Origin of the sequence: Wolbachia endosymbiont (group A) of Limnophora tigrina (assembly GCF_964263225.1) — a bacterium.
Taxonomy (GTDB): domain Bacteria; phylum Pseudomonadota; class Alphaproteobacteria; order Rickettsiales; family Anaplasmataceae; genus Wolbachia.
Window position 1 is genome coordinate 353,016 of record NZ_OZ181654.1, and the last position, 26,275, is coordinate 379,290.

Genomic DNA, 26,275 nt, shown 5'->3' on the forward strand with positions numbered 1-26,275 from the left:
GAATGAATAAATCAGTTATACGCCTAGGAGATCACTGTGAAGAGACGTTGCCGCATTTTTGTATAAGTGGAAGCAGAGATGTATTTATAAACGGAAGACCTTTCTGTAGGCAAGGAGATAATTTTAGTGAAGGAAAAGTAATGACACAAGGGTCGAAAGCAGTGTTTGCAAATGGCAAAGCTGTTGCTCGTACTGGTGACCTAATTTCCTGTGGAGCAATAGCAGAAGAAGGGAGTGATAACGTTTTTGCAGGGTAAATAATATGCGTGGTATGAGTTCTGAAACTGGCAAAAGAATCAGTGGTATAGAGCATTTAAAACAATCAATAGTTGATATTTTAACTACACCAATTGGTAGTCGTGTTATGCGTCGAGATTATGGATCAAGATTGTTTGAACTGGTTGATCACCCAATTGCACCAGGTTTTGCACAAGAGGTTTATGCAGCAGTTGCAGAAGCACTGGAAAAGTGGGAGCGTCGATTTAAGCTTAAACGTGTACAAGTAACAGAAATTAAAGAAGGCAAGGTAACTCTTATTTTAGAAGGAATATATCTGCCAAATGGAGAGCCAATTCGCCTTGATGGTATTGTAGTAGAATGAAAACACCAAATGTTGTTGAAACATTAAAATTTGAGGAAATCTTTTCTCGCATGAAAGAAGAGTTAGTTCATAGAGATAAAAATTTTTCTGCGCTAACTGAGAGTGATCCAGCAATAAAAATCCTGGAAGTGGCAGCCTGGCGTGAACTACTGCTGAGACAAAGGATTAATGATGCAGCACAGGCAAATTTACTTGCTTTTGCAAGAGATAATGACCTTGATCACTTAGCTGAATTTTATGGTGTGCTGAGAAAGGAGTCAGAGAATGATGAATTCTTAAGAAAGCGTATAAAAGCCAAAATTGTTGGTTGGTCAACAGCAGGAAGTAAAGAGCATTATCGTTATCATGCGTTGTCTGCTGACACAAGAGTAAAAGATGCGCAAGTGGTATCACCTATACCAGGAAGTGTACAGATTTCAATACTTTCCACAGAAAATTATGGAGTACCTTCAGAAGAATTGCTAGAGATCGTCAGAAATCACGTTATTCGCGATGATATTCGTGTATTAACAGATACGCTTACAGTTATTGGCTGTGGTATTATTCCCATTACTATTCATGCTAAAGTGCATATTTACCCTACTGCATCAAAAGATGTTATCGAAGCTGCAAAGGAACAATTTATCAAAGATCTTGAATCTGCTAAAGGTTTAGGGTGGAATGTTACCAGATCATGGATTATTGCCCACCTCTTTATAGAAGGTATGCAGAATATAGAGCTTACAGAGCCGATAGAAGACATCGTCGTGCAAGATAATGAATGCGTTACTTTAAATAATTTAAGTGTTAGGTAAAAATTGGTGATACTTCCTCCAAATGCTTCAAAGCAAGAGCAAATACTTACAGACATAATTAATTATTCTCTTGATGCAAATTCTCTACGGGGATTTAAATTTAACCCACAGACTGAAATGTTGCCGTGGCTAGTAGCGGAATACGGCTTGGGGGAAATTTTATCCTGGGGTAAGAAAGCTACTAAGAGTGCATTAAAAGAATGGGTCTTAGCTAAGCAAAACGGAATAAGATTTCAACGTTTGCGCGGTACACCACAGTCACTGAAGATGGCGCTTAGGTGGGCAAACATTGATAATATTACCATTCAAGAAGAACCACCAGGAGAGCATTTTGCTGAATTCCAAATTGGTATTTCTGATGTTCCTAATGATTTTTTTGTAGATAGTGTAGTTGCTCTGGCAAAACTTTCTGCACCTGCAAGATCTCGATTAATGCGAATATTCAATAACTGTTACAATGCTCAGCGGTTTATGTTAGATGAAAGTATTTTTGGAGATTTTCTTTCAGACTACTCGGGTGTAAAAATAGCAAAAGAAGGACCAGTGTTATCGTTTGGAAGAAAAAACTCATTTGAGCTAAAAATAGGAAATCCAAGATTTAAATTTGGCACTTTTAGATCACATTATGATAGAAGTTACAGTAATGATTTATATAGGTTAGATGTTGCAATATTAGGAGAGACAGAGCCTCACACGAAGAATTACAACGGTATATATAAAAGAAGTCATCAGTGGTACAACTTAAAAGCACTATACCCTCTACCACAGAGTTTATTGCCAGAAATTAAGTTTGCTAAAGCATTGGTAGTATTGTCAGATAGTTGGAATTTAGGGGGTATAAATGCTTGTTTTGCATCAACTACTTATGAAGAAATAGAGCATACATTTCACTTAAGTGAAGATAAACTTTCTGAGCAAATTTGGAACTTTCGATGCACACCAATTTTAGAGCGGTTTAGTATAACTTATTACTACGAAGCAAAGAGTTTTACTGATCAAAGAATAATAGAGTCTAATTTAATGGAATATCATGTTGATTGTCAAAATGATTCAGATTCAAAACAGAAAGATCCCATTCATGAGCTAGAAAATTACGTAGCAGCATTCTATCTAGGTATGGTTACTTGGCATGAAAATCGCCACTTAAATCGCCCTTGGAAAGATTTTGATCCTATTATTGCAAAAAAATTGGACGTTTTTTCTACGGATCTTGTATATACATAATATCAACTGCACAATCAACTATGTCAGTACTCACACAATCAGGCAGAGCAGCTATTGCTGCGAGCATAAAAGAGCAACCAATACATCTTGCTTGGGGATCTGGAGATTCTACCTGGGAAAGCAGCTACAAAGTTGAAAAAACTTTTGCAGCAGGCGGCAAAATAGCCCTAGATCACCACCCCGTCAAAGATGTGAAGGTTACTACAGGACAGATAATTTATCAGCCAAGTATTGATTATACAGTTGATAGCAGCACTGGTGTTATTAAGCGCACAGAAAACAGCTCCATTGCAGAGGTGACCATAGAGTATACTCAAGATACACCACAGGAACTCATTACTTCTGCAACATTAATTAAGGAAGTTGGACGTCGTGTTGTTGATGAGATACTCTTCTGCACAGGTGATGAAAACGGCGAACTTGTAACTCCTTCTGGAAGGTTTAGGCCCTCAAATGTACCAACCAATAACTTGTACCTTAAATTTACTTTCGATTTCACGGACGCAGCAAATCAAGTAATCAGAGAGCTTGGGGTTATGGTTGGTACTAAGGTAAAAGAGAAAGTACCGCCTGGACAGAAGTATTTTGAACCAAAAGATATAGAAGACCCGGGAATTTTGTTAGTTTTAGAACACACGGTACCACTTATCAGAACCGCAGCAACCCGCGAAACTTTTTCATTTGTCGTTACATTTTAGCAAAAGGGAAAAAAGATGACCTTGAATAACTATTATAATCGCTCTGACAAAGAATACGAAAAAAGCTTGTTCCTTGCAGGAAGAGGTTTGCAGTCAGCAGAATTAAATGAGATTCAAGATTATGCTCTTTCTAAGCTTAAAGGCATAGGAGATGCGATATTTCGTGATGGTGATGTTATAACAGGAAGCAATTGTATCATAGACGGAGAAAAAGTTACACTTGAAGCTGGAAAAATTTACCTTCGTGGAGCAGTTAGAAAAGTCGAAAAAGAAGAATTTATTATTCCACTGAGTACCACAGTGCGTATAGGTGTTTATTATGTAGAATCAACCATTACAGAGCTTGAGGACGAAAATCTTCGTGATCCTGCAGTTGGTACGCGTAATTATCAAGAAGTTGGAGCTGCAAGGCTTAAAGTTTCCACCATTTGGGGTTATCAAGCAGAGAGTGTTACTGTTAACTCCGCAAATGGGGAATTTTATCCAATTTATAACATTGAAAACGGAGTTCTTGTTCAGTATTCACCGCCACCACAGGCAAACATAGTAACCACTGCACTTGCTCGTTATGACAAGGAGGCAAATGGTTCCTACGTCGTAAATGGCCTTGAAGTAATGTTTTTGCAGAGGGAAGAAAAAGGGGCACAAATATTTGTGATTAATGAGGGCAAAGCTCATGTTGATGGCTATGAGATTGAACTTCCTCACAGTATCCGTGTTTCTTTTGATGAAGATCCAGATATAAAATCAGTTGAATCAGAATCCCATACTTTTCAGCCAAGCCAAGGAGTAATGGAGCTTAAAGTTAATGATTTTCCGGTTAGTGAGATAAAAAGGATAGATATAACTGTTCAGAAAACTATTACCATGACGCATGGTTCATACTCTGGAGTTGTAGATCCTATACCTGACTCTGCAGTACTGGAGATTATTCAAATAAAACAAGGTGATGTAATTTATGAAAATAGTGTAGATTATAAACTAAACGCAGGAAACATTGATTGGTCATTGGCAGGGAAAGAACCAGCGCCTGGGAGTAGTTATCAAATAACTTATCGCTGTCGTACTCAGGTGAGCCCTGAAGATATAAATGAACAAGGATGTAAAGTAAGGGGAGCAGTTGATAACAGCTTGGTTCTGATTGATTACACCTGGAAAATGCCACGCTTTGATTTAATTACCATAGATGCAAAAGGAGTGGTAAGAAGAATAAAAGGCATAGCTCATCCTTGGAAACCATCAATGCCAAAAGCGCCTAGCGGACAACTTTTGCTCTGCTACATTCACCAAACGTGGAAAGAAGGGGAAGAGGGGAAAATAAAGATAGTGAATAATGCTATTCATGCTGTACCGATGAATGAACTCGAAGCAATGAAGAGTGGAATAAGAGATCTTTATGCGCTAGTTGCAGAGGAGCGTCTACGTAGTGATGCAAATTCAAGAGAACCTACCACAAAAAAAGGAGTATTTGTTGATCCCTTCTTTGATGATGATATGCGTGATCAAGGAATTGTTCAGTTTGCAGCAATAGTAAACAAGGAGCTAATATTACCGATAAACGTGGAAATTATTGATGTTGAAAAGGGGAAAAAACCATATCTTTTGCCGTATGAACTTGAGCCAGTATTGGAGCAGCTTTTACAGACTGGTGAGGTAAAGATCAATCCATATCAGGCATTTGATCCAGTACCGGCAAAAGTTACCATGAACAAAAACACCGATCACTGGACCGAAATAAAGACCAATTGGTCAAGTCCAGTAACAAGAGAATTTAATACTAGAGAAACAACAGAGTTATTGTCAAGTAATTCATATGAAGCTGAATTTATGAGAGAAGCAGTACAAGATTTTGAGATTGAAGGTTTTGAGCCAAATGAGAAGCTTAAAGAGATAAAATTTGACGGAATAATTATTCAACCCACAGCGTAAAAAAAGATGTTAACAGCTAACAACCAGGGAAAATTAAAGGGAAAAGTGAAAGTACCGGCAAATATTCCAGCAGGTACTAAATTAGTACAGTTTTATGGGGATAAAGGAAGTTATGGAGAAACAACTTATACTGGCAAAAAAACTATTACCATAGAAGAAAGAAGAAGAGTTATAGCAGCAAGACGAGTTGATCCTTTAGCGCAAACATTTACCTTGAATGAAAGTAGGCATATAGGAGGTACAGACTTATGGTTTATAAATAACGGCAAAAAACGTGTTGTTGTCCAGATTAGAGAAACAGCAGTGGGAATACCCCTACAAACTGTCATTGCTGAAAGGTATCCGTTCAGCAGAGTGGTTTAAGAAACGATAGATAGAAGATTGTGAAAAGGGTTTAGCCTCCTCTGTTTCCATGTTAAGTATAACGAAATTATTTGCTCAAGGAATGAGTTTCCTCGTTCTGATTGTGTAAAATATGAATTTTTGCGATAAACGACATAATGCCGTATTTGCCGTTCAGCGTGATTATTTGTCAGCGGAGTATTTTCTGGGTCATCTAAAAATTTCCACATCATTCTTTCAGATTTCAAAATATTCTTTGCAACTCGAGACGCTCCAATTGCTTCAGGTAAGCGAGATATTTCCTTCAAATAATACCTTGTACGTTTTCGCAATTTCTTGGCACGTCTAATAAATCTTGAAACATCTATCTCATTTTTTAGTAAAGCTTTTTTCAGTGCAAATAACTCAGTGGCTACATTTCTCAAGTAACAGCCCAGAACTTTAACTTCAAATTTCCAACTATGCGCTAATCTTTCAAAATCCCTTGCTAAGTGTGCCCAACAGATTTGCCTTCTTTCATCAGCAAAGTAGTTGTATGCTGCATATCTGTCGGTTACTACCAAGCTATTACGATTGCAGCATACACTATTTTTTAAAACTTTCATTCCCCTTGACTCTGTCAACTTCACAAAACTTGCCGTATTGCTTGCAAACATCCAACACCAAGCGAGTTTACCTTTGTTATAATGGCTCGTTTCATCAATATGTAGAACTTTACTCCTACTTATCTCTTGTTCGATCTGCTCATACATTTTTTTGCATTTTGAAGCAACTCTATGTTCACTATTTGATATGCTACCGACGCTTATGTTCAAATTGAAGATATCATTTATGATGCTAGCTACTTCGCGCTTTGAATTTTTATAAAACCCACTGAGTGCTGCAACTACTGACTTAACCCTTGGGCCAAATGTATCTGGCGTAACACCCTCTGGTAACTTGCTACTTCTTCTTTTTCCGCATCTCTGACAACGGCCATGTTCCAACTGATATTCCATTACATAAGCCTTAATCTCCGGAAGATCTACTTTCTGATGAATATAAGGTTTTTCGCATATTGCAATCTTCCCTCCGCATTCGCAAGTAGGTGACAACTCTATCTTTATCACCTCATCTGCTTCCATTTTAGCACGATAATTACCCTTATGCCCAACTTGACCACCAATCTTTCTTTCGCTTTTTGGCTTTTCCTTTTTCATTTTGTATAATTCTTTTGAATTGGGAATTGATGAGTTTTTTGAATTTAAACCTAGCCTTTCCTTTAATTCAGCGTTCTCTATCTTTAAAGCCTCATGCTCTGCTTTTAAACTTTCATTCTCTCTTTCCAATCTTTCTATTTTTGCTTCTAACTTTTCTATTTTTTGCTGTAAATTTTTGCAGAGTTCTAAAAGGTTTACCATATTACCTCATATTTACCCTATGATTATCTTTATTATCTTGCTTTGTCTACCTTATTTTGCCGCTCTGCTGAACGGACACAGTAAATTGATAATTTCCTCATAAATATCTTTTTTTTCTTTATTATTGTTTAATTCCTCTACAGCAAGATCTAAAGGAGTTTTTTTATCTTTGTTTTTAGCAAGAGGATTTGCTCCATTTTCCAGTAGAAATTTAGCAATTTCCAAGCGTCCTTCCTGTGCAGCATAGTGCAAAGCTGTCCAGCCAAAAGCATCAGTAGTGTTTACATTAATGCCTTCTTCAATTAGAAATTTTACAACTTCTAAACAGCTTCCGCTTGTAGCATAGTGTAATGATGTTGCACCAAAATGATGAGTAGCATTGATATCTATCACATTTTTTATTAAGGATTTTACAGCATCTAAGTTACATTTTTCAGCTGCAGTAGACAATGTTTCCAGATCATTGCCACTTGCCTTACTTTTTATTGGTATGTTTTTTGATGGTTTACAGTGCTGAAGTAAAAAGATAGCACATATTATTGGTATTATTGAATTTATTAGTAACTTCCGAAAAAGGCTGAATTTCATGTTCATTATATTATTTACATCGCTTGTTTAGTGCAACCAATTAACTTTATTTAGAAAAGATTTTTTGGACGTAATTTTGATGAATCTTGTATATATCAATACGCAGCTCTTTATGCAAGGAAACTTTAAGATGAAAAACCAAAGTACAGGAAAGATTCCTATGGCAGTAATTGCTACTATGGTGATACAAATAATAGGATTGATCTGGTGGCTAGCTAAGCTCGACTTAAGAGTGCATATGCATGACAGGTTTATAGAGCAAAATCAAAGGACTACAGAAATCATCTATCGTCTTGAAGAAAGGGTCAAAAACCTTGCTGAAGAAGTTAACGAGCTTGAGCAGAGACAAAAATAAAAATGACAAAGTATATTTTATCGGTTGATGGAGGAGGAATTAGAGGAATAATTCCTGCCATTATTCTAGCAGAGATTGAATCTAGAACAAAAAAGCCAATTTCTCAAATTTTTGATTTAATGGCAGGAACTTCAACTGGTGGAATTGTTGTTGCTGGACTTTGCAAAAGTGATAATCAGAGGAAACCCCAATACTCTGCCAATGATTTGGTCGAACTTTACCAGGAATACGGATCATATATTTTTAAATCTTCATTTTGGAGAAGATCTATATTCTCTTGGCTTAATTGCGCGCAATACTCATGCAAGAACATCGAATTTGTACTGGATAAATATTTTGGTGAAGATACTCTACAAAACACTTTAAGTAATTTGCTGATCACAAGTTACGATGTTCATAATAACTATCCTTTCTTTTTTAAGAGCTGGAGAGAAGATAGAAATTTTGTTAAATTAAAAGATGCGCTCAGAGGAACAACTGCAGCACCTACTTACTTTGCACCTAAATATCTTAAGGTCAACGAAAAGGAAATGGTATTAGTCGATGGAGGAGTATTTGCCAATAATCCTGCAGCATGTGCATATGCAAGTGGTAAGAGGTTATTTCCAAATGATGATGTTGTGTTGTTATCGATAGGCACTGGTAGAACAAACAAAAGTATAAAGTACGCTAATTCAAGAAGATTTGGCAAGATAGGATGGATAAAACCACTACTGAATGTGATGTTTGCTTCAAGTTTGGATGCAGTAAACTACCAGCTTGATCAAGTAATAGGTGATAAATATATACGAATACAATCACAATTGAAAGTAGCGTCATTTGAGATGGATAATATAACATCTAAAAATATTAAATGTCTACAGCAAGAAGCAAGTGAAATGATAGGGGAAAACCAAGAATTAATAGATAAATTTTTGAAATGCCAAGCAAAATAAAAAAGCTATGTAAAAAGGCTAAAGACCGCTTAAAGAGTATGGTCTCACCAAAAAAGCATAAAGCTAATGGTCAGCCACAAGTTAAACCACAACTGCTACATTCCATAGAGCAGCCCCTCCTACAAAAGAGCCCAGATAAAGGCGCAGAGGAGAAATTTAAAGAAAAGACAAAAGGCCTTAAAATAAAAAGATTGAGAATAGCAAAATCCATAGCGAAAGTTTTTTTTAGAAAACATAAAGCTGGCGATAAACCACAATCCATGGAGCAGTTTCTGAAACAGGAAAAAAGCTTTATTCCAGATGGTAAAATTAAAAAAGAAAGATTTAAAAAGATAAAAGAAAAAATAAGAAACTTTAAGGCAAAGAAAGTAACAGACTTGAAAAGTGGATTTAAAAAGTTATTGGAAAGAAAATTAAACTTCCCAAAGGTTAAGAAAAATAAGACAATAGACAGCAAAAGGTTAGCATTTTTACTGACAGCTGGCACGATTGTAGCAATTTTGCCAACATTCAACTTAGGTGCTTTTCCAGCGTTAGCTGTAGCCTCCGCTTGCATTTTCAGTATAAACTTAATTGCAGTAAAAACATTAAAAAAGTTTGTTAAACAGCGCAAATTGGCAGCGGAAGTTCCAAAAAAGCTAGAAGCTGTGTCAGTGCAAAAAGAAAAACTTAAACAAAAATCTATAGATTAAATCCTTTGCAGCAAAGATTTTTTGGACGTTTTTTTTACGAATCTTGTATATATAAACATACAAACGCATTTTCATGCAACCAATGGAATCTAACAAAGATACTTCCACTATTGAGGCCAAAAAGCTTGAGCTACCAAAAGGTGGTGGAGCGATAAAAGGAATAAGCGAAGCTTTTGAGGCTAATTCATTCACTGGTACTGGGTCCTTTTCAGTACCAGTTCCACTTCCAACGTGCCGTAATTTTTCGCCTTCTTTAAGTGTTAATTACAATTCTGGAAGTGGTAACGGAGTATTTGGTATAGGGTTTAATGTTTCAATAGCAAGTATTATCAGAAAAACATCCAAGAAAGTTCCAACTTATGATGACGAAGATGTCTTTGTCCTCAGTGGTGCAGATGACTTGGTTGCGATTAATCAAACAAGTAATAGCGAATATGATATTACTTGTTATCAGCCACGTGTTGAAGGATTATTTGCTAAAATAGAGCGTTTGATAAGTAAAAGCGATAACACTATTCATTGGCAAGTTACTAGTAAAGATGGCAGTATTTCCGTTTATGGTAAAAATAAACAAGCACAAATCTATGATCCAAAGAGTAATAGCCGCATAGTAGAATGGTTACTTGAGGAATCAAGAGATGTATATGGAAATAAAATATTTTATTATTATCGCTCAAGTACAGCGAACTTAGAAAGACAAGGTGGTGGCAGAGTAATTGATCGGATTACTTATGGCAATAATGAGGGGTTAAATTACAACCATTTTGAAGTTCTATTTGATCATGGCGAAAACGATTTTGCAAGCCCGATAGATAAAAAGTACAACGAAGAGAGAAAAGCCATTCTCCGCCCAGATCCATTTACTTCACATATAACAGGATTTGCAATAAGGACTGAGCTACTCTGTCGAGCTATAAGGATTTATCATCGATTTGATGAGCTGGGTAGAGAGCCAACGTTAGTAAATGGAACGTACTTTGATTACGACGAAAAACCAACAATTACGTATTTAAGAGCGGTAAAGCAGGTTGGCTATTATGAGAGAGGAGAAAAAAGATTTACTAAGAGTACACCAACTTTAGTTTTTTCTCATACCAGCGATGATTCTACCTACGTTTCAACAATTTCATCGGTAATACTGAGCGATGGCGGTAAACCATCTAAAGAGCTTCTACAGATTCTAAAAGAACAAGACTATATATTTAAAAGAGATAGTGCAGAGATTGTAGAAGAAAATTCAGCTTGGAGAATAAAAGATAGTGAAAAGAATCTTCTAATCAAAGAAAAAGGAAATTTTTTGGACCTTCACAATACAAATAATAAAAACTCTTTTAAACCGGTAAAAATAGAAGGAATAAACAAAAACTTTCCTGGTTATTTAAATGATCAAAGATTTCAATCGGTTGATTTATATCAAGAAGGTATTGAAGGGATATTATATAACGACGGAAACACAATCCTTTATTTTAGGCCAAATGGGAATGGAGAGTTTGCTCAAGCTAAACTACTCGAGCGTTTTCCATCATTACTCCGAAAAACTACTTATTCACTAATGAGCCTAGAAGGTAACGGTGAGCTACAACTTTATGTGAATGAAGGTAGCTTTCAAGGTTATCATGATTTTGATGGTAAATGGAGTGAATTTAAGCCCCTTGAGTCGCAAGTAATAAACATCAGTAGTGAAATTCAAGAAATGATTGATGTAACTGGGGATGGAAGAACTGATATCGTAGTATTTGAAGGAGAAAGCGTCAGAGTATATCCATCGCAAGGAAAAAAAGGTTACAAAAAAGCTATTTATAGCGCAGCACCAAAAGATCTACCAAATCAGCGTTTTAATTCAGGGAGTACTTTAGTACGCTTTGCTGATATGTTTGGTGATGGCAAGAGCCATTTAGTTAAAATAGAAAATGGCAAAGTAGAATGTTGGCCAAATCTTGGCTATGGTAAATTTGGTGAAAAAGTTGTATTTAAAAACGCTCCATATTTTAGGAATGGATTAAATGCAAAAAGACTTTACTTTGCTGATATCGATGGTTCTGGTACTACTGATTTAGTTTACGCTAACCACAATAGTTTAGATATCTACTATAACAATAGTGGCAACTCTTTCAGTAAACCAGTAACTTTGAAATTACCGGTAGATTACAATCATATTGGTCGTATTGAGTTTGCTGACATCCTTGGTAATGGCACTAACTGTTTGCTTATTAGCTATCTGGATCAAAATTTAAAATTACAACATCTGTATTATGATTTTTACAATGGAGTAAAACCACATTTACTGAAGCAAATAGATAATAACATGGGCAACCTTACCCGTCTTCATTATGCAGCTTCTACTAAGTTTTACTTGGAGGATAGAAAGGAAAATCGTCCTTGGGTTACAAGTCTGCCGTTTCCAGTACAAGTAATTGAAAAAATAGAAACGATAGACAATATAGTAGGAAGTAAACTTACCAATAAGTATCGTTATCATCATGGTTTTTATGATTACACTGAAAAAGAATTTCGCGGATTTGGTTTTGTAGAAACTTGGGATACTGAAGATTTTGCTACAACTGATCAGACTGAAAAAGAAGATTATGTTGCTCCTATTTATACCAAGACTTGGTACCACACTGGGGCTTATAAAAAAGCAGGAGATTTAGTTGAGAGCTATAGAAAAGAATTTTACCAGGGAGATAGAGAAGCGTTAAAAATAACTCCTCAGGTATTTGATAAAAGTATAATTACTATAGAGAATAAAAGACAAGCATACCGTGCTATTCAAGGGCAAATGCTAAGACAAGAAGTCTATGGTTTGGATAAGGATGAAAATCCCAACCTTTACCTGCATCCATACTCGGTAACTGAGTCTAGTGCTGCAGTAAAGCTATTAAGGTCAAGTAGCAGTAGTGCCAATAAGATATTTAAATACGGAACATTCTTTGTTAACTTACAGGAAACTATCAGTTATCACTATGAAAGGAATTGCTGTGATCCACGTATTGAGCACAATTTTGTTTTAGAGATTGATAAATATGGCAACATCATTAAATCAGCAAGTATTACTTACCCTCGTCGAAATCAATCTGGTAACTATTCAGAACAGCAAAAACTACATGCTACTTTAGAGTATAATTTTTACGTTAATAATACTAAAGAATTTTACTTGCTTGGAGCTCTCTATAAATCACAAGCTTTTGAGATTGGGGGCTTAAGAGTTGCAACAGATAGCTATGTTAACATTAGTGACTTAAAGACACACGTAGAGAGATCTCTACAAAATACGATAAAATTTGAAGAAAATCTAAGTCATACAAGAGCACAAGCAAGACTCTTAAGTGAAAATCATAATTATTACTGGAATGAAGTACAAAATGCAGCTTTGCCGCTTGGCTCAGTAACTCAGCAAGCACTGCTTCATCATACAGAAGCTATGGCATTTTCCGGTAGCCAAATCAAAGAAGTATTTGCCGGAAAAATCACGTCTGATCAAATGCTGAAAGACCTTGGCTATAAAAAAACGTCGAATGATTTTTGGTTGGTACCAAGCCCAACTCAGTATTATTATGGCGATAGTAAGTACTATTTACCTGAAAAAGTAATTGATGTTTTTGGTAGCGAAACTGCAGTGGTTTACGATAAATATAATTTACTGCCAATCAAAACAATAGTTAAAGCAACAGCAAACTCACATTATGAAGCAACAGCAGAATATGATTATCAACGTTTAACGCCAGTAAAATTAATTGATCATAATGATAGTGTATCAGAAGTTATATTAAATCCACTTGGAGTGGTGATTGCCACTTCAGTTTATGGCAGTGAAAAGGGCCAAGAAAAAGGTGATAAACCACTACCCGAATATCAAGTAAGAAAAGATCCAAGCTTTGATGATATTTTAGGTGTAGTAGATAGAGCAAATGGTCCAGAGCATTACTTACAGAATGCTACCAGTTTCTTTTACTATGATTTGGATGCTTGGAGAAAAAATGGCCAACCTGTTCACGTTATTAATTTGCAGAGAGAAACCCATGTTTCGGAAAGTACATCCAAAAGAATAAGAAGAGTGGTAACTCACATAGATGGGTTTGGCAGAAATCTTGAGACTAAAATGCTTGTTGATCCCGACTCTGAGCGTGAAAAATGGCTAGCATCAGGCAGAGTTGTTTATAACAATAAAGGCACGGAGGTGAAAAAGTATGAACCTTTTTATAGCAATACACCGTACTATCGACCAGAGGACGCTATACGTAATCAAGGAGTGTCTGAAACTCTTTATTATGATCCTCTGCTGAGAAATATTCGCATTGATACTCCAAAAGGCTTTTTTAGTAAAATAGAGTTTAATCCATGGACTACTCGAAATTTTGATCTTAACGATACAGTCAAAGATTCAGCATATTATAAAGAATTTTTTGCTAAATGGAGCAACGCAAATGATGCAGAAAAAGAAACGTTGAAAAATGAAAAAGATGCGCTGGAAAAGTCAGAAAAACATTATAATACGCCAACAATAGAGCATTTGGATAGTTTAGGAAGAAAGTTCCTGCAGATAGAAATTTTAAGCAAGGATGGACAAAATAACGTAGAATTAAAATCTCATGTGAAACTCGACATTCAAGGAAATGAACTGGAAAGTGTAGATCCAAGGTTTTATGAGCAAAACAAAGGTAAATTAGAAGCTGAAAAAATAAAAAACTTTCGCCATGTGTATTCAATGGCAGGGCTACTTAAAAGCATTAGTGTTGATGCTGGAGAAACCTGGAGTTTAGCAAATGTTGCTGGAAGTTCTGTATATAGTTGGAATAGCAGAGGAGTATATACTTATACAGAATACGACAGGTTACAACGGCCAATCAAAGTAAAAGTTACCAATCAAAAACTAGACAATATCGTCGAAAGATTCTTTTACTCTGAAGATATTCAGGATAAAGCGACCAATCGCTATGGAACGCTGATTGCTCATTATGATCAAGCAGGGCTAACTGAAGTTAAAGAAAATGATTTTAAAGGTCAGACATTAAAGAGTAGTTACACTTTAAGAAAGAATTATAAGCAAGAAGCAAACTGGGAAGATAGTGTTGCAACACATACAGATCTTGAACGAGAAGTATTTTATTCAAGCGTAAAATATAATGCAATCGGTGAAATAATTGAAAAGATTGATCCACAAAATAATGCCCATACTCCAGTTTATGATATAGCAGGGAGAGTAAGGCAAATTAAGCTTAAAAAAACAGGGGAAACAATTAAAACCTATGTTTCAGACATTAGCTACAATCCTAAAGGCCAGCGTATATCGATTACTTACGGCAATGGTGTTATTACCAGTTACAGTTATGACTCTAAAACTTTTCGGCTCACTAAACTAGAAAGTAAAAAGGGACAAAAAAAATTACAAAGTATTAATTATACCTATGACCCTGTAGGTAACATTACTTGCATGAATGATGAGTCTTATAAGACCATCTTTCCAAATAACAAAACTATAGATACTAAGTCCGATTATCATTACGATTCGCTTTATCGGCTGATTCAAGCAACAGGAAAAGAGCATCCAGCAGTAAGTGGAAATAGAGAGAAAGATGATTACATTACGCCGATTCCTCATTTAAACAATCAAAATGCGATTAGTAATTATACTGAATATTATGATTTTGATTATGGCAGTAACATTACAAGAATTAGGCATAACGGAAAAAATAGTTCTACTAAAGAATTTTACATATCAAGTAAGTCAAATCGGAGTTTACAGGTAGTAGATGAAAGGCCTGTCAATGAGAATAACATAAATGAAAGTTATGATGAAAGAGGTAATTTGCTTAAACTGAGTGGTACACAGAACTTGCACTGGAATTACCGCGATAACATCGCCTATGTTGATATTATAACTAGGCCTAGCGGGAAAAATGATAGTGAATATTATGTTTATGATAGTGGTGGACAAAGAGTCAGAAAGGTTACTGAGACTTATCAGAATAATGAAAAGAATTCCACTCGAGTAGAAAAAATTTACTTTGGTGATCTTGAGGTTACAAGAACTTACCAAAATAATAGTTTAAGTAAAGAGAAGTATACTGTCCATGTGATGGACGATGAAAGTAGAGTAGCTCTTCATCATTATTGGACTGAAGGAACACATGATGAAACTAAAGAAAGTCAGAATCGTTATCAGCTCAGTAATCATTTAGACTCAGTTGCCCTAGAATTAAATGATAATGCTGAAATCATTACATATGAGGAATATCTGCCATTTGGTGGAACAGCGCTGATTGCTGGAAAAACTGCTCGCGGGGTAACTGAAAAAGAATATAGATACTCAGGAAAAGAACGAGATGATAGCACTGGTCTTTATTACTATGGGGCACGCTACTATGCTACCTGGCTCTTAAGGTGGATTAATCCTGATCCTGCTGGCGCTTTGGATGGGTTGAATTTGTTTCAGTTTGTGAAGGGAAATCCGGTAAATAGTGTTGATACTTCCGGTTTTCGCACTCAATCTATAGTTTATATTGATAGAGACTTTCCTAGAGATAATGACCCAGTAGAACATTTAAACGCTCGCTTTGTAGGCTTCATTGGTCTTGGTGGTACTATACAAAGAATTGCAGAAGGTTTGCCAGGAAATCCTAGAAATAACTTGGTTACCGGAGCAGAAACTCTTCCAGGAGAAAGACCAGCAAGGGGTGGTGCTGAATTCCAAGATCGCAATGCAACAGATTTGGAAGATCATCATGCAGCTCATTTAACTCCGGGGAGAATTAATCCAAGAATACCTTTAGGTGACGTTCAGCGTGCAGAGTTAGCTGCTAGGTTGGGACATACTGAAAATCAACCCATAGAAGTTAATTGGTTCATAGGAAGAGCTGTAGATGAAGCTCAATCAGATGTGCTAGATCACGGTCTTCTTACAAATATAGATTTTACCGCAGGTGTAACTTTAGAGAATATGCAAGCTGTTAGAGAAATACGAACTGTGTTTGTCGATTTTCTGCACACTAGGCTTCATAGTACCATAAATAATTTGCGGAATGCGGGAGAACTTAACGGCTTTGATATACAAATAGAACATCTTAATACTTTGATTGATGACTTGGATACCTCACATAACCTCTTAGAACGAGCACTTGAGAGAGGAGTACAAGACTATAATAACCCAATTAGACTAATAGAAACCGGAAACATAGTACAAGGGCACCAAAGACGCGTACCAGAGTTTAGAGAAGAGTGAGTGCAGGAATAAGTATAAAGAAGAAAAGCAGCGTAAATCCAAAATAGCAACCAAGAGAAAGCTAGCAAGAACAGGATTTTGACTTTTGAGGACGAGTTTAACTAGTGTTTAGAGTATTAGTATAAATGAAACAATTTATAGGAGAAAATTATGACCAACACAATTAACGACTTCCAGCTTCGCCTAGAGAAAATGGGAATTGAACAATAACTAGCTGAGAAATTACTCAGCTTTAAAAATGAAAATGACGAGCATTTATATGATTCAGCATTTAAAATTATGTGAGGATATCTTTATTGAAAAGGTAAAGGACACAATCACAGAACAAGAAGCTAAAGATATCTACCAAAAAGCTTTAGTTAGACGTGAATTCGTCTCTCTATACTGAATAACAAAAGTAGATCTACTTAAAAACCTACAATAACAACTATACGGAGAAAATTATGACTAATGAAAATACAGTAAACGATTCCCAACTTCGCTTAGCAAAGATGGGAATAGAAAGAGGCGAAATAACTGAGAAATTGCCCAGGTTTTAAAAATGAAAGTGATGAGCCAATTATGACTCAGCATTTAAAATTATGTGAGGATGTCTTTATTGAAAGCGTAAAAAACGTAATCACAGAGCAAGAAGCTAAAGATGTTTATTAAAAGGCTCTTGCAGGAAGGGAATTCATTTCTTTCTGAGTTAAGCAATAAACACTTAATTTGAAAACTCAAACAATTATGGAGAAAAAACCATGACCACCCAAAACACAACAAATGATTCTCAACTTCGCTTAGAGAAGATGGGAATAGAAAGCAGCGAAATAGCTGAGAAATTACTCAGCTTTACAAATGAGGATGATGAGCCAATATATGACTCAGCATTTAAAATTACAGATTTATGTGAGGATGTTTTTATCGAAAAGGTAAAAGACGTGATCACAGAGCAGGAGGCTAAAGATATCTACCTAAAAGCTTTAGCCAGACGTGAATTCGTCTCTCGCTATATAGAAAATGCCAGAGAAATGACCGAACCACATTATCGAGCACTACGAGTCTGCAACATTGATCATGATACAGCAGAAGAGTGTGATGCACTTATACACAGTTTACAAGGAGAATAATAATATGACGACTACAACTACTACTACAGACAGCAACATCGTTGAAACTATATTTAAGACTAAGGAAGGTTATAACGAATGTGAACCTTGCCAATCGGTCTTAAGTCCAGCAGCTTATTTTGTTAAACTGATGGAGACTATTGAAAAGTACATTCCAACACACCAACTTAAAACACGTCGTCCTGATCTGTTTGAGCTTAAGCTAGATTGCGACAATACTAAGAAAGAAAAGTTATATCTGGAGATTGCTAATGATATAATGGAGAAAAATCTAGATAGTAAACTAGGTGGAAATGCTCTAAAAGAATTAGCAACGGACAAGTATAAATATCCTTTTAATTTACCAGCTAATTTTCCTTTAATTAGCATACGTGCTTACCTCGAAAAACAAGGTATAACCTTAGCTAATCTATATAAGGTATTAAAACCAGAAGCTAATAGTTTTGCGGAATCCTTAAAACTTTCACCAGAAGAATATAATCTCATTATTGATGCAACAACAACAGATTCACATTTAAACGAAGTTTACGGAATAGATAAAAGTGAATTGAGGGAAGCTGAAAAATTCATTGCTCAAACCAACATAGACTACAATAAATTAGATCAGCTAATTGACTGCTATAATAGAATTGATCCTACCAATAAGCTAATTATCAATTCTGGTACTATAGATAACATAGATCAGGCATTAGGATTTTTACATCGCTTTATTCGCCTTGCAAACAAACTTAATTGGTCGTTTGATGAATTGTGTAATGTATTGCTTGCAATTGATAAGAATGAAGTTGACGCAGGTGCTCTTAACGAGATAAGCAGAATAAAAAGCTTACAAGAAAAATTGAAAAAGCCTTTAAGTGAAGTGTGCAAGTTATATTCTAATGCTTCCATAGCAATAGAAGGAAGTAAGAGTGAAGAAGACGCAAACAATGCAGCAGAATCTCTATTCTTTCTACAAGGAGTAAAAGAATCAGACTTAAAGAAAGTTTATGGAATAGAAGAACCTTCTGAACCATTTAAAGAAGAAAATTTTGATGAATTTATTGCAAAAACTGGAGCAAAACGTCAGAAAGTGGAATGGCTGCTCAGTCAATCTACTACTCACAGCAAAAAAGCTAAGAAGCAAGAAAAAATTAGTGTCAAAGAGCAAAAATTTCTACACAACTTCTACCAGTTAACTGAAAGGTTTAAACTATTGTTTAAAAAGTTAGGTGAATTGACTCAGGCTCTGCCAAAGGATCTCATTACAAATGTAGATAACAGTACTACATTACAAAAGATTTGGAACATCAGTAAAGAAGAGCTGACTTCTTTGATTAATTATAATGACAAGGTATCAAGCAAAATTGGAAAATCACTCATTTTAGAAGTGCATAAGCAAATTCTGCTAGCAAGGTTGATGAATATTTCAATAGCTGAAGTTATACAGATTTCACTACAGTTAAACATTAGTGAGCTAACAATAAACAACGTAGAGCACGTTATTGAGTTAAGCGATTGGTTAAGCAACAATTCCATCACTATTGAGCAGTTAAGTACACTGGTAAATTCTTCTGCGCTTTCCCACCCTTATACAGAACAGGTAAGCAAAATATGTGAAGAACTGGAAAAGGATCAGGAACTAAAACATGATGAAAAAGCCTTTCATAACTTAGTACTGCAATATATAGGAGAACAGCTTAATGAAGAAGGACTAGCTGCAACACATGAGTTTACAAAAAAACAACCAACAAATTTACAACTACTAAGGCTTGAATCATTAGATAAAAGTATCGTTCATGATGTAGGAATCATTGGTCAAAAGGCTGTTTTTCTTGGAGAAAGCAAAGTACTTAAAAAGGATCTTGTAGAGCATGCAATTAGTGAGCCAAGAGAGAATGTTGCAGTAGCAACGGTTGGTGCAAAGACTATTTTCTTTGGCGGTAAGAAAAGTACAAATGAGTATTCCAAAAAAATAGATATTTATGATGAAGATACTGGAAGCCGGTTAACTGAAATAGCTAGTGAGGAACGTGATAGTGCAGCAGCGGCTGTTGTAGGAAGCAAAGCTATTTTCTTTGGTGGAAATAAGAGTAATACACAGTGTTCATCACAGATAGATATCTATGAAAGTGGAATTTGGACACCACATGCAGCTGGCGCTGAAAGAGCAAGAGCAAATGCGTCTGTTGCAGTAATTGGTGATAAAGCTATTTTCTTCGGTGGTGAAGTAGATCAAGGAAGGTCAGATAAGATAGACATTTATGAAAATGGAAACTGGACAACACACATAGCAAGTGAAGCTCGTTCAAACGCATCAGTAGCTATAGTTGATACAAAAGTTATTTTCTTTGGTGGAAATAAAGGTGGTAACCAACCTTCTGCTAAAATTGATATATACGATGCAGCAGATATTGACATTTATAGAACTGATCCAATGAAACGTTGGACAACATATACAGTTGGTGAAGCACGTGAGAATGCGTCGGTTGCTATAGTTGATGGAAAAGCTATTTTCTTTGGTGGTAAAGCAGATCAAACTAAGTCTAATAAAATAGATATTTATGATGCTAAAACTGAGAAATGGTTAGCAGCTGACTATACAGCAAGTGAGGCACGTGATGCAGTATCGGTTACAATTGTTGGTAAACAAGCTGTTTTCTTTGGTGGGTGTAAGGGTAATCAGCAATACTCTAAACATATAGATGTCTACGATAGCCCTACCAACAGCTGGAAAAAAACAGATGAAATTAACGAAGCACATGAGAGTGTATCAGCAATCGTAATTGGCGCAAAGGCTATATTCTTCACAGGAAAGAAAAATAGTACTGTTACAGGTCAAGTGTATATTTATGATTCTATAACTAAAAGTTGGATAAAGCGCACTGCAAAAGAAACCGAAACTCGAGATGACTTGCTTGTAGATATTACAAGCAGCACAAAATATTCAGGTAAAATAGATATCTATGATGATACAGCCAAATCCTGGAGAGCTATTGACCTTTATAAACCTGATAAGTGCAAGTCAATAAAAATACATAATAATAGAGCAACTTTAACTTATCAAGGTACAGAAAATAAGCGTACATATACGATAGGCTTATCTATAACTTATGATGCAACAATAGAAGAGCTTTTAAACAATGCCACTATGTTTACAACGCTTAAAATGGACGCAGAAGATATTACAAATCATGCAAATGCCTATAAGCTAAAAGCAACATGGACAGAAGAGCAGATAAAAACTCTTGCAAACTACAAAGCATTACAAAATGAATTTTCTGGTAATGAACTTACTCTGTCACAATATAGAGAATGGCTACGTGACAGTTACGATGAAAGCAAAGTCACAGAAAAAATAGCACATCTTACTAATTTGGATAAAAAAGTTCTGAATGAGATGAAGGAAATTGATGCATTTAAAAAGTATTTCAGTAAAGAACATAACCCTCTAGATTCTTTGCTAAAAATTAAGTCTTTTATGGATATTGCAGAGTGCTCTGCAATTGACGGCAAAATTTTGTTGGAATTGAAGGATCTGCATAATTTACCAGCATCTACTGGGTGGAATAAATATGATAGTACTGCAAAAAAACTACAGGAATCACTAAGCTACGTAGAAGGAGTAAAAGAGCAGCTAGAAGATCAAAAGCGTAATACTCTGGCAAACTATATGATATATGGTCGCGACAGTAGTGGTAACAAAATGTACGCAGATATCGAGAATATGCGAAACCTATACTCATTTCTTTTGATTGATGTTGAAATGAGTGATTGTTCAAAAATCTCTCCTCTTAAAGCAGGGCTAAACAGTCTTCAACTTTACATTCACCGCTGCATATTAGAGCTGGAAGAAGGTGTAACGGTTAAGCCTGATTTAACTGAAGAAATATGGGATTTACTAAACAATTATAGAAAGTGGGAAGCAACTAAAAAGGTTGCCCTGTATCCCGAGAATTATCTAAACCCTACACTGCATAAATCGGCAACAGCAGAATATAAGGCATTACAAAACACTTTAATGCAGGGCAATCTTAACGATGAAGAAGCAGCTAATGCATACATCAAGTATTTTGAGAATTTTTCACAGCTTGTGAATCTCAGAGTAGTTGATACTTATTTTACAGACAACAAGTTGTATATTTTAGGACGAACTCAAGCAGATCCTTATACTTACTATTACCGTATTGGCAATTTTGAAGGTGGTAAAACAGGAAGTACACAGACTTGGGAGCCTTGGCAAAAAATTGAAGTGCAAATACCAATCAACATCGCAAGAATAGTCCATACATTTGGTAGAATATTTATTTTTTGGCTACACAAAACTGTAAAGGAAAAGCAAATAGAAGATGTATCAATTAATGATTCTACTCTAACTGTGTACTATGTATTTAAAAAGGTGGATGGTAGCTGGTCCGCTCAACAAAAGTTGCCACACGATGTTAAAATAGATGAGAAATTTGAGATTGAAGTAAGGAAATGTTTAGATGTTAGAAATTGGAATAAAAAAACACTGGAGGAGTATAAAGGTAAAAAAGATGAGAAAGTTGGATTTCTTAAACACAATGTATGGGTTGAAGATCGGGACATAGAGGAGGCTAGAAGTTATTTTGAAAACGAGATTAGGGATTGGGGTAGAAAACTAAAAGAGAAGGTTAAAGAATCAAAAAATATTAATGAAAATTTTGATGGCAAGCTGAAAGTAGCTACAAAGGATAGCGAAATATTGATTTTGTCTTGTGAAAACGGCTTTCATAATAGTAAGTTTACTCTGAAAGAGGATCTAATATCAGAAAAATCTGATACGCGTTACTTTGGTAGGATTAGCAGCATTACAGAAGCAACGGAAAGTATAACAAAATTCTATAACGAGAAAAAAGAAAACGAAAAGAAAGCTGTTACAAAACGGTTAGAAGAAATACAGAAAGAAATAGATAAAGAGAAAAACAGTATAAGCAACGAGCAGAGTGAATTAGTTAACTTGAAAAACAAAAAAGATAGTGAGGAAAGAAGTAAAGATGAGTTGAAAAGCAAGGTAAGATCTATAGAACAAGATATAGAAGAAAGGAATAAATTACGGGAGGATATAGAAAATTTAAAAGTAAAGTTGAATAATTTATTTCCGCATAGATCAGGTGATTCACACGAAAAAGTAACAGAAAGAGACAGTTTACGAGAAGTAATAGATAACTTGAAGCAAGAGTTAACACAGTACAAGCAAAATGTAGAGAGTACAAATGTAGAATTACAGCAAAAGTTAATGACACTAGAAAAGGAAGTAACAAACTTAGAAAGTAAAATAAATCAATTATCAGGACAAGACAAAACTATAGAAGCACTAAAAAAAGAGAAGGATGCGTTAGAAAAAAATATAAGGCAGCATGAAACCGGAATAAAGGAGTTAGATGATGAAATAAAAAAGCATGAAAAAAAGAAAAAATACCTTGAGGACAAAATATCGCAACTACAAAAAGATAAAAAAGAAATAGAAGACGGTAATAATGAATTTGCTGTACAAGCAAGGAATAAAAAATTAGATAAAAAAAAGCAAAGAGAGATAGATTTAGTCAGTAAATTAATTAGTCAAAAGGAGAATGATGACGTAAATCAAAATCAATACAAAGACGAAAAAGTTTTGCAATTAGTCAATAAGTCATATAAAGAAGCTTATATTAAGGGATCAGGAGCAATCTTAGCACCAGAAGTGCAAAACCAAACGCTTGATTTTCAAGGGTTTTATGGGGTATATTTGTGGGAAATATTTTTCCATATCCCAACACTAGTTGCATACCTTTTTAATCAAGAACAAAAATTTGCTGAAGCACGCAAGTGGTACCAATATATCTTCAACCCTCTCAAAAAGGGATGTGATGCATGGCAATTTATTCCTTTTAAAACTAAATGTGATAAAGAATCAGACGAAAGCGGTGAAAAATGTGATAGTGGAAAATTAGTTGATTCACTTGATTCATACAAGGAGGCTGATAAGAAAAAAACTTCTCATGAAAAGTATATAATCATGTCATACGTAGATAACTTAATTGACTGGGGTGATTCAGAGTTTTCTAAAGGGACATGGGAAAGCATCAATCAAGCGACAATGCTTTACATCAGAGCTTGGGATCTGCTTGGGGAAAGACCAAAAAAGAAAGGAAAGTTCAAAGTTAAATCTAAGAATATATGTGAATTGTCAAACAATAAATACGATATATGTAAAATAGAAGCAAGCGCTCCAAGAAGCGTTGTTCGGAATACACAAAATAGCCCTAACGCTGCTGTAGTTGACCTCACCATATATTGTAGTTACTTCTGTACTCCAGAAAATAAAAAATTTATCAGCTTATGGAATACGATCGAAGATCGCCTGTATAAAATAAGACATTGCTTGGACATTAAAGGTAAACGTTTAGAGCTTGCTCTATTTCAACCATCAATCGATCCAGGGCAATTGATTAGTACTGCAGCCGGTGAAAGTACCATGAGGTTACCAAAAATAGCCCAAGTGCCCCATTACCGTTTTAAGTATATGATTACCTATGCTAAATCAATTGCTGATACTGTAACTCAGATTGGCTCAGAACTATTAAGCGTTTTAGAGAAAAAAGATGCTGAGGCACTGAATTTACTTTACAACAAACAAGAAGCTATAATGGCCAATTTAATGACTACCATTAAGGAAAAAGCCATTGAAGCATTAAAAGAAGAAGCTAAGGCACTTGATGCAAGTTTGAGTAGCGCAAAAGACCGAAAATCTCATTATGAGAAATTAATTAATGAAGGACTATCAATTGCTGAAATTGCAGCAATAGGAACATCCATTGCTGCCGTAGTTCTTTTAGCTGCTACAGTTTCTCCCAAACTAACTGCTGCAGTTTTAAATCTTATGCCAAATATTTTTGGGTTAGCATGTGGTGGTCATGACCCTGGTAGATCTGCAGATACTGCTGCTAGTTCAATTCAAACAGCAGCAAACGTATTATCAAACACATCACAAAATATAAGTACTTATGCAAGCTATGACAGACGAGCTGAAGATTGGGATTTACAGAAGATTATGGCAACTCATGATGTTGACCAGATTAGCTATCAAATAGAAGCAAATAAAATGAACCAAGCAAATGCTGTACAAGATCTTAGAGCGCATAGGGAATCGATAAAACAAATCAAAGAAAAAGAGTCTTTCTTTAGGAGCAAATTTACTAACCAAGAACTCTACAGCTGGATGAAAGGTGAGCTTAAAAGTTTATATATTAGGGTTTATAGACTTGCCCTTGAGATCGCAAAGCAAGCTGAAAGGGCTTACCAATATGAGATTGATAATGATAAAACATTCATTCAACCAGGACACTGGAATAGTTTAAAAGAAGGCCTACTTTCAGGGCAAAAGTTAAAGTTTGAACTTGAGCAACTTGACAAAGAGTACCATGATACCAATGAAAGAAGATTAGAAATCACTAAAGTAATCTCACTTAAATCCCTTGATCCTATTGCACTTTATGAGCTTAAAACTAAAGGCAGTTGTAAATTCTCTCTCACAGAAAAAATATTTGATCTTGACTTTCCTGGTCACTATGCTCGTAAGATTAAAGATATAAAGATTACTATTCCAGCAGTAGTTGGTCCTTATGAAAATGTTCATGCAAGTTTGCAACAAACAAGTAGCCAAGTAATATTAAAAAGCGATGGTGCAATAAACGCAATTAAATACTTAGTAAGCCCAAGTGAAGAAGAACAGCCTGAAACTGATCTTTTAAGAGCTAACTGGAAACCAAATCAAGAAATTGCTATCTCAAAAGCTGATCAAGATAGTGGTCTATTTGAGCTTAGTTTTGGTGATGAACGCTACTTACCATTTGAGGGAACAGGCGCAGTTTCCACTTGGGAACTGAGTTTACCACAGGCAACTAATAGGTTCGACATCGGTACTATTTCTGATGTTATCATTCATTTAGATTACACAGCGCTAAATGGTGGAGAAACATTAAGCAATCAAGTGAAAAATCTCAATCAAATAAAGTATTACCAAGGTACATTAGTTATGAACCTAAGTTCGGTCTATCCAGAAGAATGGGAAAATTTTAAACAACAAGCAAAAGGGCGTTCTTCTGAGCTAAAATTCAAACTATCCCCTGAAATTTTCCCCGTTCACGTCAAAAATCCGTCAGCTGATCTAAATAGAGAAAACAATATTTATGTTATACCTACTACACCTGAGACAAATAGTAGAATGACTATAAAGTTAAATAACTATAATTGGGAACGTAATTCTAAAAAGATTGTTAATCCTTCACTTACAATTGGCAGTGATTGGAGTATGAAAATTAACAACGCTGATACAAACAAAATTGAGGAAATCATAATTATGGTTCCTTATAAAGCAACGATTAATTGGTAACTTACTGCCTTCTATACC

The 26,275-nt window shown here is 35.4% G+C and carries 15 protein-coding genes and 1 pseudogene; 14 read left to right on the top strand and 2 right to left on the bottom strand.

Annotation, left to right across the window (positions count from 1 at the left end):
- Positions 1-2 precede the first annotated feature (2 nt).
- From ACE38P_RS01725 to ACE38P_RS01755, 7 genes and pseudogenes are all read left to right on the top strand, one after another.
- Positions 3-257, top strand: coding sequence for a PAAR domain-containing protein (locus tag ACE38P_RS01725; protein WP_374699404.1), 255 nt, complete (start codon positions 3-5; stop codon positions 255-257).
- A gap of 5 nt (positions 258-262) precedes the next feature.
- Positions 263-601 (top strand): GPW/gp25 family protein, encoded by a 339-nt coding sequence (locus ACE38P_RS01730; protein ID WP_374699405.1) that lies wholly within the window; start codon positions 263-265, stop codon positions 599-601.
- Positions 598-1,395 carry a baseplate J/gp47 family protein gene (locus ACE38P_RS01735; RefSeq protein ID WP_374699406.1) on the top strand — a complete coding sequence of 266 codons (798 nt, stop codon included), beginning with the start codon at positions 598-600 and terminating at the stop codon, positions 1,393-1,395. Before ACE38P_RS01730 ends, ACE38P_RS01735 begins: the two co-directional genes overlap by 4 nt.
- A 6-nt stretch (positions 1,396-1,401) precedes the next feature.
- Complete coding sequence (locus tag ACE38P_RS01740) at positions 1,402-2,619, top strand: phage tail protein (protein ID WP_374699823.1); 1,218 nt, start codon at positions 1,402-1,404, stop codon at positions 2,617-2,619.
- Between the two features lie 20 nt (positions 2,620-2,639).
- Positions 2,640-3,317, top strand: a complete 678-nt coding sequence (locus ACE38P_RS01745) for a hypothetical protein (protein WP_262986342.1) — start codon at positions 2,640-2,642, stop codon at positions 3,315-3,317.
- Positions 3,318-3,332: 15 nt separating this feature from the next.
- Positions 3,333-5,246 carry a DUF4815 domain-containing protein gene (locus tag ACE38P_RS01750; protein ID WP_374699407.1) on the top strand — a complete coding sequence of 638 codons (1,914 nt, stop codon included), beginning with the start codon at positions 3,333-3,335 and terminating at the stop codon, positions 5,244-5,246.
- A gap of 6 nt (positions 5,247-5,252) precedes the next feature.
- Positions 5,253-5,588 (top strand): annotated as a pseudogene (locus ACE38P_RS01755) (hypothetical protein); the annotation flags it as partial.
- Positions 5,589-5,605: 17 nt separating this feature from the next.
- Here the strand turns inward: ACE38P_RS01755 and tnpC are convergent.
- Complete coding sequence (tnpC, locus tag ACE38P_RS01760) at positions 5,606-6,988, bottom strand: IS66 family transposase (protein ID WP_374699286.1); 1,383 nt, start codon at positions 6,986-6,988, stop codon at positions 5,606-5,608.
- A gap of 51 nt (positions 6,989-7,039) precedes the next feature.
- Complete coding sequence (locus ACE38P_RS01765; protein WP_374699408.1) at positions 7,040-7,576, bottom strand: ankyrin repeat domain-containing protein; 537 nt, start codon at positions 7,574-7,576, stop codon at positions 7,040-7,042.
- 130 nt (positions 7,577-7,706) lie between these two features.
- Between ACE38P_RS01765 and ACE38P_RS01770 the strand changes: the two genes are divergently transcribed.
- The 7 genes from ACE38P_RS01770 (at position 7,707) to ACE38P_RS01800 (ending at position 26,257) form a co-directional block, all read left to right on the top strand.
- Complete coding sequence (locus ACE38P_RS01770) at positions 7,707-7,931, top strand: hypothetical protein (RefSeq protein ID WP_374699409.1); 225 nt, start codon at positions 7,707-7,709, stop codon at positions 7,929-7,931.
- Between the two features lie 2 nt (positions 7,932-7,933).
- The gene (locus tag ACE38P_RS01775; RefSeq protein WP_374699410.1) at positions 7,934-8,866 is read left to right on the top strand and encodes a patatin-like phospholipase family protein; all 933 of its coding nucleotides are present in this window, start codon (positions 7,934-7,936) and stop codon (positions 8,864-8,866) included.
- A 191-nt stretch (positions 8,867-9,057) separates the two neighbouring features.
- The gene (locus ACE38P_RS01780; protein ID WP_374699411.1) at positions 9,058-9,558 is read left to right on the top strand and encodes a hypothetical protein; all 501 of its coding nucleotides are present in this window, start codon (positions 9,058-9,060) and stop codon (positions 9,556-9,558) included.
- 82 nt (positions 9,559-9,640) lie between these two features.
- On the top strand, positions 9,641-16,777 hold the full coding sequence (locus ACE38P_RS01785; RefSeq protein ID WP_374699412.1) for a SpvB/TcaC N-terminal domain-containing protein: 7,137 nt from the start codon (positions 9,641-9,643) through the stop codon (positions 16,775-16,777).
- Between the two features lie 259 nt (positions 16,778-17,036).
- Positions 17,037-17,165 carry a hypothetical protein gene (locus ACE38P_RS01790; RefSeq protein WP_374699413.1) on the top strand — a complete coding sequence of 43 codons (129 nt, stop codon included), beginning with the start codon at positions 17,037-17,039 and terminating at the stop codon, positions 17,163-17,165.
- A 352-nt stretch (positions 17,166-17,517) separates the two neighbouring features.
- Complete coding sequence (locus ACE38P_RS01795; protein ID WP_374699414.1) at positions 17,518-17,886, top strand: hypothetical protein; 369 nt, start codon at positions 17,518-17,520, stop codon at positions 17,884-17,886.
- Positions 17,887-17,890: 4 nt separating this feature from the next.
- Positions 17,891-26,257, top strand: a complete 8,367-nt coding sequence (locus ACE38P_RS01800; RefSeq protein ID WP_374699415.1) for a neuraminidase-like domain-containing protein — start codon at positions 17,891-17,893, stop codon at positions 26,255-26,257.
- Positions 26,258-26,275: the final 18 nt, after the last annotated feature.